General features: G+C 62.4%; 11 protein-coding genes and 1 pseudogene. 4 read left to right on the top strand and 8 right to left on the bottom strand.

Annotated elements, in window-relative coordinates:
- A pseudogene (locus tag ENZ75_RS08815) lies at positions 1-523 on the bottom strand (MFS transporter); the annotation flags it as partial.
- A 136-nt stretch (positions 524-659) separates the two neighbouring features.
- Between ENZ75_RS08815 and ENZ75_RS08820 the strand changes: the two are divergent.
- Positions 660-1,091 (top strand): DUF4437 domain-containing protein, encoded by a 432-nt coding sequence (locus ENZ75_RS08820; RefSeq protein ID WP_013529500.1) that lies wholly within the window; start codon positions 660-662, stop codon positions 1,089-1,091.
- Positions 1,092-1,103: 12 nt separating this feature from the next.
- Here ENZ75_RS08820 and ENZ75_RS08825 read toward each other — a convergent pair whose 3' ends face one another.
- The 7 genes from ENZ75_RS08825 to ENZ75_RS08855 all read right to left on the bottom strand — a co-directional run bounded on the left by ENZ75_RS08825 (position 1,104) and on the right by ENZ75_RS08855 (position 7,810).
- The gene (locus ENZ75_RS08825) at positions 1,104-2,189 is read right to left on the bottom strand and encodes an ABC transporter ATP-binding protein (RefSeq protein ID WP_013529499.1); all 1,086 of its coding nucleotides are present in this window, start codon (positions 2,187-2,189) and stop codon (positions 1,104-1,106) included.
- Positions 2,189-3,292 (bottom strand): ABC transporter ATP-binding protein, encoded by a 1,104-nt coding sequence (locus ENZ75_RS08830; RefSeq protein ID WP_063169050.1) that lies wholly within the window; start codon positions 3,290-3,292, stop codon positions 2,189-2,191. The genes ENZ75_RS08825 and ENZ75_RS08830 overlap by 1 nt, the downstream gene beginning before the upstream one ends.
- Complete coding sequence (locus ENZ75_RS08835; protein ID WP_013529497.1) at positions 3,289-3,510, bottom strand: hypothetical protein; 222 nt, start codon at positions 3,508-3,510, stop codon at positions 3,289-3,291. The genes ENZ75_RS08830 and ENZ75_RS08835 overlap by 4 nt, the downstream gene beginning before the upstream one ends.
- Positions 3,507-4,466 (bottom strand): carbohydrate ABC transporter permease, encoded by a 960-nt coding sequence (locus tag ENZ75_RS08840; RefSeq protein WP_013529496.1) that lies wholly within the window; start codon positions 4,464-4,466, stop codon positions 3,507-3,509. Before ENZ75_RS08840 ends, ENZ75_RS08835 begins: the two co-directional genes overlap by 4 nt.
- A gap of 1 nt (position 4,467) precedes the next feature.
- Positions 4,468-5,373, bottom strand: coding sequence for a sugar ABC transporter permease (locus ENZ75_RS08845; RefSeq protein WP_013529495.1), 906 nt, complete (start codon positions 5,371-5,373; stop codon positions 4,468-4,470).
- Positions 5,374-5,438: 65 nt separating this feature from the next.
- Positions 5,439-6,755 carry an extracellular solute-binding protein gene (locus ENZ75_RS08850; protein WP_013529494.1) on the bottom strand — a complete coding sequence of 439 codons (1,317 nt, stop codon included), beginning with the start codon at positions 6,753-6,755 and terminating at the stop codon, positions 5,439-5,441.
- Positions 6,756-7,114: 359 nt separating this feature from the next.
- Entirely contained in the window at positions 7,115-7,810 is a 696-nt protein-coding gene (locus ENZ75_RS08855; protein WP_013529493.1) for a TetR/AcrR family transcriptional regulator, read from the bottom strand.
- Between the two features lie 111 nt (positions 7,811-7,921).
- Here ENZ75_RS08855 and ENZ75_RS08860 point away from each other — a divergent pair, with 111 nt between their 5' ends.
- Genes ENZ75_RS08860 through ENZ75_RS08870 form a run of 3 tightly spaced genes read left to right on the top strand, consistent with a single transcriptional unit; the run spans position 7,922 to position 10,420 of the window.
- The gene (locus ENZ75_RS08860; protein WP_063169051.1) at positions 7,922-9,118 is read left to right on the top strand and encodes a Tm-1-like ATP-binding domain-containing protein; all 1,197 of its coding nucleotides are present in this window, start codon (positions 7,922-7,924) and stop codon (positions 9,116-9,118) included.
- A gap of 13 nt (positions 9,119-9,131) precedes the next feature.
- Positions 9,132-9,998 (top strand): phosphoenolpyruvate hydrolase family protein, encoded by an 867-nt coding sequence (locus ENZ75_RS08865; protein WP_024504438.1) that lies wholly within the window; start codon positions 9,132-9,134, stop codon positions 9,996-9,998.
- A 5-nt stretch (positions 9,999-10,003) separates the two neighbouring features.
- Positions 10,004-10,420, top strand: a complete 417-nt coding sequence (locus tag ENZ75_RS08870; RefSeq protein ID WP_013529490.1) for a cupin domain-containing protein — start codon at positions 10,004-10,006, stop codon at positions 10,418-10,420.
- The last annotated feature ends 127 nt before the right edge of the window (positions 10,421-10,547 follow it).

The raw sequence follows: 10,547 nt of genomic DNA on the forward strand, positions 1-10,547 counted from the left end.
CGTCGGCGAAGCTCCGAAAACCAGCATCGAGGCGGCGGCCGGTGCGATCAGCAAGGGCGCCAGCCCAACGGCTGCCTTGAGGCTGCGCTCGGCCAGGATGCCGCCGGCGACATTGCCGAAGAAGCCGCCAATGCCATAGGCCAGCAGCACCAGCGAGATCGTCTCGATGTCGAGCACGGGGACCTTCTCGAGGAAGGGACGGACATAGGTGAAGCCGGCAAAGTGTCCCGAAGCGACCAGCAGCACGACCAGCAGCGCCACCCGGATCGACGGACGCTTCAGCACGTGGAGCAAGGTGCGGAAGCTTGCCACACCCACGGGGGGGCAATTTCGGAATGGTGGCCAGCTGCACCAGCAGCGCCAGGGCGGCGACCACGGTCGCAATCATGAAGGCCGTGCGCCAGCCCCAGATGTCACCGACATAGGCGCCGACCGGCGCCGCACAGACGGTCGCCAGCGAAACGCCGGTCAGGATGATCGACATGGCGCGCGGCATCAATCGCATCGGCACCATCCGCAGCGCGGCCGTGGATCGCCGGGTCTGGATGAATTGCCAAGCCTTCCGGACGCAATGCCATTGCCGGGCCACCCGCATGCAATAGCTTGCCAGAACCAGGCAGCGAGAGGCCGGCGGCAAGCCGGTCCGAAGAGGAGAACCAATGCCAAATCATCCGAAGCTCATCGCACTCGCCGTCATGCTTGCGGTTCCCGGGCGCGCCTTTGCCCTCGAGGACAGCTACCTGCCGGCCGACAAGATCCCCTATGTGGCGGAAGTACCCGACCAGCCGCATCGTCTTGGCCCATTGTGGGGCGAGCGGGCCAAGGGTCCGGCAGGCACGTTGCTGAAGGTTCCCGGCAACTGGCGCGCACCGGTCCATGCGCACACCGCGGATTACCGTGCGGTGGTCATAAAGGGGATGTGGGCGCACTGGCAGATGGATGGCGGCGAGGCGACCAAGGTCGAACTGCCTCCTGGATCCTACTGGACCCAGAAAGCCAATGAGATGCATGACGACGCCTGCGTCTCCGACACGGAATGCGTGATCCTGCTGATCAACGACACGCCCTACGAAACCTACTTCCAGAAATAGGCTGGGATGCGGCTACGAGGCGTGACGCAAGCTGACGCCGCTGCCCTTGTCGAACAGCACCACCTTGTCGGGGTTCCAGGCAAAGCGCACCGCCTGCTCGATGGCGACGTCGGTCCTGGCCGGCACGGTTGCACGCAGTGTCGCGTCGCCGACGCGCAGCGTCAGGATCTTTTCGACGCCGTGGTTCTCGACGTCGTGGACACGCGCCTCGACCGGCGCGCCGCTCTCGAGATAGACGTCCTCGGGACGAATGCCGAAGACGAGCGGGCGACCGTCGGTCGCCCCGCCCGCTTTGGCTCCCCCTGAAAAAGGCAATTCGAAATTCAGCGGCGCCATCACCGCGCGGCCGTTCACGAGCTTGCCGTCGATGAGGTTCATCGGCGGCGAGCCGACGAAGCTCGCCACATAGGTGTCGCGTGGATTGTTGTAGATCTCATGCGGTGTGCCGGTCTGGACGATTCGGCCATGGTTGAGCACGCCGACCTTGTCACCCATCGACATCGCCTCGATCTGATCGTGGGTGACGAACAGGAAGGTGGCGCCGAGCTGTATCTGCAGGTTCTTCAGTTCAGTCCGCAGCGCCTCGCGCAGCTTGGCGTCGAGCGCAGACAGCGGCTCGTCCATCAGGAACACACGCGGCTTGCGCACGATGGCGCGGCCGATCGAGACGCGCTGCATCTCGCCGCCGGACAGCCGATCCGTCTTGCGGTCGAGCAGATGCTCGATCCGCAGCGTACGGGCGGCACGGTCGACACGGTCCTTGATCTCGGCGTCGGGCAGCCGGCGAATTTTCGGCTTCAGCGGGAATTCGAGATTTTCGCGCACCGTGTAGCGCGGATAGAGCGAATATTGCTGCAGCACCAGCGCCACGTCACGCTCGGCCGCACCCCAGTCGGCAACGTCGACGCCGTCGATGAAGACCTGGCCTTCGCTGGGCTTCTCCAGGCCGGCGATAAGCCGCAGCGTCGTCGTCTTGCCGGCGCCCGTCTCGCCCAGCAGCACGAAGAACTCGCCATCGGCAATATCGAGATCGAGCCCGGTGAGCGCCGTGTGGTTGCCGAAGGTCTTCGAGATGTTCTTGAGCTGGATATGGGCCATCAGAGTCTCACCTCAAGCGACTTGCCGCTTGCCTTGTCGAAGAAATGCGCCTGGGTCGGGTCGATCCTGGCGAAGACCCTTTCACCGGGTCCGGCAACGAAGCCGCTCTTGGTGCGGGCCCGCAGCAACTCGGTTCCGACCTTGAGATCGACGATGTCGAAGGAGCCGAGCGGCTCGACGATATGTGTGTCGACAGGCACGAAGCCCTCGGTCGCCTCGCGCCGGATGAGCACGCCTTCCGGCCGTATGCCAAGCGCCAACTGGCCGCCGGCATGGCCGTTGAGCTTCGACAGCAGGGCTCGCGGGAACTCGAAGCCGGCGGCGGCTCCACCGACCGTCACCGAAACCGAGGACGTCGTCTCGGCCACCGCCGCATCGGTGACATTCATCACCGGGCTGCCGACGAATTGCGCCACGAACAGATTTGCCGGCTGCGAATAGACCTCGTCGGGCGTGCCGACCTGCTGCAAGACGCCTGCGTGCATGATGACGATGCGGTCGGCCAGGCTCATGGCCTCGATCTGGTCGTGCGTGACATAGATGGTGGTCGAGCCCTGCTTGATGTGCAGCCGCTTGATTTCCGCGCGCATCTCCTCGCGCAGCTTGGCGTCGAGCGCGCCGATCGGCTCATCCATCAGCATGGCTTTCGGCCGCCGCACCAGAGCGCGGCCAATGGCGACGCGCTGCATGTCGCCACCCGAGAGCGCCGACGGCTTCTTGTCCAGCAGGTCGGTGATCTGCAGCGTCTTGGCGACGGAGCGCACCTCGCTGTCGATCTCCGTCTTGCTCTTGCGCGTGGCACGCAAGGGGAAGGCGATGTTCTCGTAGACGCTCATATGCGGATAGAGCGAGAACGACTGGAACACCATGGCGATGTCGCGATCGGCGGCCTTCAAATGCTGCACCGGCTTGCCGTCGATGAAGATGTCGCCCTCGTCGATGGTTTCCAGCCCGGCGATGGCGCGCAGCGTCGTCGTCTTGCCGCAGCCCGATTGGCCGAGCAGCACGATGAACTCGTTGTCGGCGATCTTGAGGTTCAGGTCCTTGATGACCTGGACGGCGCCGAAGAATTTCTGGACGCCGCGAAGCTCGATCTGGGTCAATGCTGTGCTCCCGGATTGCGCACCTGGCCGGTGCCGGCCTTCTCCTCGGGCGCGATCTTGGAGGTTACGTTGAAGCCGACGAGCCCGATCAGGATGATGGTCAGGCCATAGCTGTGCAGCAGCATGTTCCAGGGCTGGCAGAGCGCGACGATGCCGAGCACCATCAATATCTGCGACCCAGGTTCAAGGTATTTCTGGTTGAAGGCGCGAAAACTCATTTGCGGATCGCTCCGAAGGACATGCCGCGCAGCAGATGATTGCGAAGCAGGAAGGTGAAGATGGCGACCGGCAGCAGGAACAGGAAGGTTCCGGAGGCGATCACCGTCCAGTCCGGCAGGCCCGAACCGACCTGGCTCGGGATGAAGGGAGGCGCGGTCTGGGCGCGGCGGTTGGTCATGATCAGCGCAAAGGCGTATTCGTTCCATGCGGTGATGAAACAGAACACGGCGGTGGCGGCGATGCCCGTGGCGGCCTCCGGCAGCACGATCTTGAAGAACGCCTCCATGCGCGTGTAGCCGTCGACAAGCGCGGCCTCCTCATATTCCTTCGGAATCTCGTCCATGAAACCCTTCATCAGCCACACGGAGAAGGACAGGTTGAAGGCGGTGTAGAGAATGATCAGGCCCAGATGCGTATCGTTGAGCCCGACTGCCCGGTACATCAGGAACATCGGGATGGCGACCACCACCGCCGGCAACATGCGCGTCGACAGGATGAAGAAGAGCAGGTCCGCTTCCCCCTTCACCTTGAAGCGCGAGAAGCCATAGGCGGTGAATGTCCCCATGCCGACCGCCAACACCGTCGAGGTGATGGCGATGATGAGCGAGTTCAGGAAGCGGCTCGGATATCCCGACCATTGCACCTGGCCCTTGCCGTCGCGCACGATCTTCTCGCCGCCGTCGAACACGACGCGCTCCCACCACGGGGCGGCGGCATATTCTTCGGCCGACGGCGGGCTGCGCAACTGTGAGCGCTTTGTGAAAAGTTTGACGAAAGGCGAGATGGTCGGCTCGAACATCACCGTCGGCGGGATCGTCGTGGCCAGGTTGCGTGGCTTGAACGAGGTCGCCACGATCCAGTAGATCGGCGCCAGGAAGATGATCGTCACCAAAAGGACGGCGACAATAGCGACCTTGTTGAGCGCCCGTTCACCCGAAGTCTGGACGGCCGCCATCTCAGCGCTCCTTAACTTTGTTGAGGTATTTCACATAGATGTTGGTGATCGCCAGCACCATGATCAGCACGATATAGGCAAGCGCGCAGGAGCGCCCCGTCTGCCATTCCTGGAAAGCCATCTTGTAGAGACGGATGGAAATCACCTCCGTGCTCGGCTGCGTCGACAGCACATAAGCAAGATCGAAAGTCTTGAAGGCTTCCATGGTGCGGAAGATGACCGCGATCATCAGGATCGGCGCGACCAGCGGCAGCGTGATGCGGAAGAAGGTATAGAACGGCCCGGCGCGGTCGATCGCGGCAGCTTCGTAAAGATGCTTCGGCACCGCCGAAAGCCCGGCGAGCGACAACAGCATGACGAAGGGCGACCACATCCAGATGTCCGTGAACGCGACCGCGTAGAGCGCCATCTTCGGGTCGCCGAGCCATTGGAATTTGCCGAGGTCGAGCACGTAGTTGATGACACCCCAGGACGGATCGTAGAGCAGCTTCCAGAACAGGCCGACCACCGCCATCGAGAGCATCATCGGCAAGAGCAGCAATGTCGTGATCAGGCCCTTGAGCGGAATGGTGCGATTGAGCAGCATTGCCGTTCCAAAGCCGACGACAACCTGACCGACGACCGAGACGATGACGTATTTCGCGGTCACCGCGAAATTGTTCCAGATATAAGGGTCGCTGAGGAGCTCGCGATAGTTCTTCAGTCCGACGAAATTGGCCGGCGCATTGGTCGATGCGCGGAAGTCGGTGAAGGAATAGCCGAGCGAATAGATCAGCGGAAAGATGTTGAAGACGATCAGGAACACGATCGTCGGGATGATGAAGAGGTTGCGTATCGAAATGTCGCTGAGGCCGCGAGAGGCGGCTCTGGAGGAGGTATTCAGCGGTGTGATCATTGTGGTCGCCAAGACCTGCTCCCATTCCTGAAAAAGAAAACGGAGGAGGCGCAGGCCTCCTCCGCACTACATGTCGGTTATTGGCCGCGGCCGTATTTCTTGAACGTGGCGTCCCAATCCTTCGCCAGCGCATCCAGCATTTCCTTGGCCGTACCATCGCCGTTTACGATGTACGGATAGACACGCTGGTTGAGCTGCTGCAGCAGTTCCGCATACTCCGGCACCGCCCAGAAGTCCTTGACCTTGAACATCGTGTCGTAGAAGGCCTTGTTGTAGGGCGTGGCGTTCTGGAACTCGGCCGATTCCAGCACGGCCTTGTTGCAGGTGTAGCCGCCGAGGGCCGCCCACTTCTTCTGCGTATCGTCCTGGATGAACCACTTCAGGAATTTCATCGCCTCTTCCTTGTTGTTGGAATAGGAGACGACGGAAATGCCCTGGCCGCCGAGCGCGGCGAACTGCTCGCCACCTGGACCTGCCGGGTTGGCGAAGAAGCCGGTGTTCTTGGCGTTCGGGTTCGACGCCTCGTTGATCAACGAGGGGAAGAAGGCGAAGTAGTTCATGCTCATCGCCGCCAGGCCTTCGGTGATGGCCTGGTTGTTCTCGACGAAAAAGGCGTTGGTCCAGCCCGGAGGCGTGAAGCCGAACAGCTTGCGGTAGTTTTCCGCCGCGGCCACCGCCTTGTCCGAGTTGATGATGCCGTCGACCTTGTAGGTGCCGAAGTCGCCGAGCTCACCGCCATACGAGAACAGCGCGTTCTCGAAGCCCATCGCCAGGCCGTCATACTGGTTCTGTGTGTAGATGGCGATGCCGTAGCGGTTCTGGTCGGGCCTGTTGAAGAACTCCGCGATGTCGGTCATTTCCTTGAAGGTCTTCGGAACGGCAAGGTCGTAGCCATACTTGGCCTTGAACGCTTCCATTTCCTTCGGATCCTCGAACCAGTCCTTGCGGTAGGCCCAGCCCACGGCGTCGCCCTCGGCCGGGATCGACCAGTATTTGCCGCTGTTGCCGGGATATTCGGAGTAGAACTTGACCGTCGCCGGAGCCATCTTGTCGAGAACCTTGTTCTCTTTGACGAAGTCGGTGAGGTCGACATAGTGACCGCCCTCGGAGGCGGCACCAAGCCATTGCGAGTCGCCGACGACCAGGTCATAGGCGCTGCCCTTGGCGTTGAACTCGGTAAAGGCCTTGGTCTGGAAGTCGGCCCACGGGGTGGTTTCCACCGTGATCTTGACGCCGGTTTGCTTCTCGTACTCGTTGCCGAGCTCCTGCAGATAGTTTGCGGGATCCCATTCAGCCCAGAAGATGGTGAGTGACTTTTCCTGCGCGTAAACGGACGTTCCGCAGGCAAGCGTTAAGCCGATACCAGCAAGTACGCTGGTCACTAACTTGCGCATAATGATTTCCTCCCTTGTGCGCGTTCTACCTTATCGTGCGAGCCGGCAACGTGGCCGGCCCTGGTAGTTCCTCCCGTGATCGCACCTTTCCGGTTTCGAGCCTCCTCGCCCCGCCGGAAAATGGATCGCAGCCCTCACTTTCGATCCGCTTTTCTGATCCAATCTGGTATTACCAATTTTGCATGCGCGTCAAGCCCTTTCTTGGCAGCTTGACGTGGCCATTTCCATCGGATTACCGCTTTATCTGCCTGTTTTACCAAGATTTTCCTACTCAGTGATATGATCGGGTATTGTCCAATACCCCACCCAACCGCTAAGATCAGTAGTGTGCATGCCAATCTGGTCGAACCAGTTAGGCTCTATTTCACGACTGCCTTCGGATCGAGGCTGCCTCCTTCATCGACCGATTCCGCCACTGCCGCACGCACCAGCGCCCCGGCCGCCCACTGTGCGACCGACATCGTCCGGCGGCTGTCCAGCCCCCAGATATCCTTGAGCACGATCAGCACCTCGACGCCGAAGATAAGCGACAGCGCCTGTGCCAGCCGCTTGAAGTCGCGCGGCGGCAAACGGCCCTTGAGCGGCGCGATCGCATCCTTCAGCAGGTCGATGCGGTGGCCACGCGTAAAGGCGGGCTCACCGCCCAGCGTGCCGGCCTGACGCCGCGCCCATTGATCGAGCGACAGCTTCAGTGCTGCCTTGAACGTAGCCTCGAAGGCCTCGATGCGCGGCATGGCCGTGTCGAACAGCTCGGCGACCCGGCGCTCGGCATCGGCGGAGGTCGATTGCCAGGTGAGGATTGGCCCCAGCCCCTCGTCGACGACGGCCTGCACCAGTGCCGACTGGCTCGGGAAGTAACGATAGGCGGTGGCGCGGGAAACCTCGGCCGCCTCGGCGACCTCGCTGACCGAGGGCGTGACGCCCGCCTGCATCAGCCTTGTTGCCGTCTCCAGCATCAGCCGTTTGGTCCGCGCGCGCGGCCCACGTTCGGGCACTGGGCCGGTTGCCCGTTCAGCCTCGTCGCTCGCAGCGGATTGTTGACGTGAGACATTCATACCAATACGATACGCACGTCTCAAAAATTTGCAATGGCGTCCGCATCGTCGAGTGGCCCGGGCAATGAGCGATGGGGGCGGCATCGCGCCTGCCAGGATTGGGAGAGCGCAATGAAGCGTATCTATGTGGTGGGGACCGCGGACACCAAGGGCGAGGAACTCGCCTTCCTGGCCGATGCAATCACGGCTGCGGGCGCCCTCGTTTGTCGTGTCGATGTCGGAACGCGCGACGCAACCATCCCCGTCGATATCAGCGCGAGGGAAATCGCCGACCATCATCCCGGCGGCAGTGAAACCGTGCTCGGCGGCAATGATCGCGGCGCCGCGGTCGCCGCAATGGGCATCGCCTTCGCCCGCTTTGCCCAATCGCGCAACGACATCGCGGCCATGATCGGCATTGGCGGCGGTGGCGGCACATCGATCGTCACGTCGGGCATGCGCGCCCTGCCGCTCGGCCTGCCCAAGATCATGGTCTCGACGCTCGCCTCCGGCGACACCGCTCCCTACGTCGATGTCTCCGACATCATCATGATGCCTTCTGTGACCGACATGGCCGGACTGAACCGGCTCTCCCGTGTCGTGTTGTACAACGCGGCTCAAGCCATATCAGGCATGGCGGCCAGCCCGGCGCCACCACCCGACGGCAAACCATCGATCGGCCTCACCATGTTCGGCGTCACCACGCCTTGCGTGACCGCCATCGCCGACCAGCTCCGTTCCGGATATGACTGCATGGTCTTCCACGCCACCGGCACTGGCGGCCGCAGCATGGAAAAGCTGGCCGACAGCGGCTTGCTGTCCGGCGTCGTCGACATCACCACGACCGAAGTCTGCGATCTTCTGTTCGGCGGCGTGCTGCCGGCGACGGAGGATCGTTTCGGCGCCGTCGCACGCACGGGGCTGCCCTATGTCGGCTCCGTCGGCGCGCTCGATATGGTGAACTTCTGGGCGCCTTCGACCATCCCGGAGCACTATCGCGACCGGCTGTTCTACGAACACAATCCCAATGTCACGCTGATGCGCACCACGGCGGACGAATGCCGTGCGATCGGCGAGTGGATCGGCACCAGGCTCGCCCGCTGCGGGGGACCGGTGCATTTTCTCATCCCGGAAAAAGGCGTCTCGGCGCTCGACATCGAAGGCGGCGCCTTCTTCGACCCGGAAGCCGACGCCGTTCTGTTCGATGCCATCGAGCGCACCATCAAGCCCAACGGCAAGCGCCGCGTGACGCGCCTGCCGCTGCATATCAACGACCCGGAATTCGCAAAGGCAGCAACAGCGGCCTTCCTCGACATCGCCAGACAGTGAGAGACCTCAAAAAATGCCCGCCATACCGCGCAAGGACATCTTGAAGAAATTCAGGGGAATGATCGACAAGGGCGTGCCGATCGTCGGCGGCGGCGCCGGCACCGGCCTGTCGGCGAAGGCCGAGGAGGCCGGTGGCATCGACCTCATCATCATCTACAATTCCGGCCGCTACCGCATGGCCGGGCGCGGCTCGGCCGCCGGCCTGCTCGCCTATGGCAACGCCAACGAGATCGTCAAGGAAATGGCCTATGAGGTGCTGCCTGTGGTCAGACACACGCCGGTGCTGGCCGGCGTCAACGGCACCGACCCGTTCGTCATCATGCCGCTGCTATTGGCAGAGCTGAAGACGATGGGCTTTTCCGGCGTGCAGAATTTTCCCACCATCGGCCTGTTCGACGGCAGCATGCGGCAGAGCTTCGAGGAAACCGGCATGGGCTTCGGCCTCGAGGTCGACATGATCGCCGAGGCGCACAAGCTCGATCTCTTGACCACGCCCTATGTCTTCAACCCGGATGAGGCCCGCGCCATGACCAAGGCCGGTGCCGACATCGTCGTCGCCCATATGGGTGTGACGACAGGCGGCTCGATCGGCGCCACGTCAGCCAAGTCGCTCGACGACTGCATTCAGGAGATCGACGCCATCGCCAATGCCGCGCGCTCGGTGCGCAAGGATGTCATCCTGCTTTGCCATGGCGGCCCGATTTCGATGCCCGACGACGCCCGTTACATTCTCTCCCAGGCCAAGGGCCTGCACGGCTTCTATGGCGCCAGCTCGATGGAACGGCTGCCGGCGGAAGCCGCGATCGCCAAGCAGACGGCCGATTTCAAGGCCGTCGCGCTCGGCGGCCAGAAGACCACATTCAAGAAAAAGAAGGGATGAGTGAGATGACCGACAAGAGCAAAGTGTTCGTGTACCCGAAGGACGTCAGCGCCTTCGGCTTCGACTGGGGAAAATTGGCGCTGACGGTGGCGCCCGAAGTGAATGGCGCAACCCGCTTTTCCGGCGGGGTCGTCGACCTGCCTTCCGGCAAGGGCCACACGCGCCACAACCATCCGGGCGCGGAAGAAATCATCTTCGTCATCTCAGGCCATGGCGAACAGATGGTCGAGGACGAGAAGGGCAATCCGATGGTCGAGAAGGTCGGCCCCGGCTGCACCATCTACGTGCCGGAAAGCCGCTTTCATTCGACGCTCAACACCGGCGACGGGCCGATGCAGCTGTTCGTCGTCTATTCGCCGGCAGGACCTGAACTGGTTTTGCGTGAGCTGCCGGATTTCAGGCTGATTCCGCCGGGGCAGTGATCTTTCCTCGGTTCCGGCTCCGACCTCTGCCCTCGGGGAGAGGTCGGATTGCCCCGAATTGCTTTTCCCGGATGGCAATCCGGGTGAGGGGGCAGCAGCCTCAATACCAGCTAGGCCGTCCCACCCC

It is taken from the genome of Mesorhizobium sp. M7A.F.Ca.CA.002.04.1.1 (genome assembly GCF_004022805.1).
In the GTDB taxonomy this organism is placed as follows: domain Bacteria; phylum Pseudomonadota; class Alphaproteobacteria; order Rhizobiales; family Rhizobiaceae; genus Mesorhizobium; species Mesorhizobium ciceri.

Excerpts from the sequence above, each read along its gene's own strand:
- ENZ75_RS08840 (WP_013529496.1), bottom strand. The coding sequence starts at position 4,466 with ATGGCGGCCGTCCAGACTTCGGGTGAACGGGCGCTCAACAAGGTCGCT.
- ENZ75_RS08865 (WP_024504438.1), top strand. The coding sequence starts at position 9,132 with ATGCCCGCCATACCGCGCAAGGACATCTTGAAGAAATTCAGGGGAATG.
- ENZ75_RS08870 (WP_013529490.1), top strand. The coding sequence starts at position 10,004 with ATGACCGACAAGAGCAAAGTGTTCGTGTACCCGAAGGACGTCAGCGCC.
- ENZ75_RS08860 (WP_063169051.1), top strand. The coding sequence starts at position 7,922 with ATGAAGCGTATCTATGTGGTGGGGACCGCGGACACCAAGGGCGAGGAA.
- ENZ75_RS08820 (WP_013529500.1), top strand. The coding sequence starts at position 660 with ATGCCAAATCATCCGAAGCTCATCGCACTCGCCGTCATGCTTGCGGTT.
- ENZ75_RS08835 (WP_013529497.1), bottom strand. The coding sequence starts at position 3,510 with ATGAGTTTTCGCGCCTTCAACCAGAAATACCTTGAACCTGGGTCGCAG.
- ENZ75_RS08855 (WP_013529493.1), bottom strand. The coding sequence starts at position 7,810 with ATGAATGTCTCACGTCAACAATCCGCTGCGAGCGACGAGGCTGAACGG.
- ENZ75_RS08850 (WP_013529494.1), bottom strand. The coding sequence starts at position 6,755 with ATGCGCAAGTTAGTGACCAGCGTACTTGCTGGTATCGGCTTAACGCTT.
- ENZ75_RS08825 (WP_013529499.1), bottom strand. The coding sequence starts at position 2,189 with ATGGCCCATATCCAGCTCAAGAACATCTCGAAGACCTTCGGCAACCAC.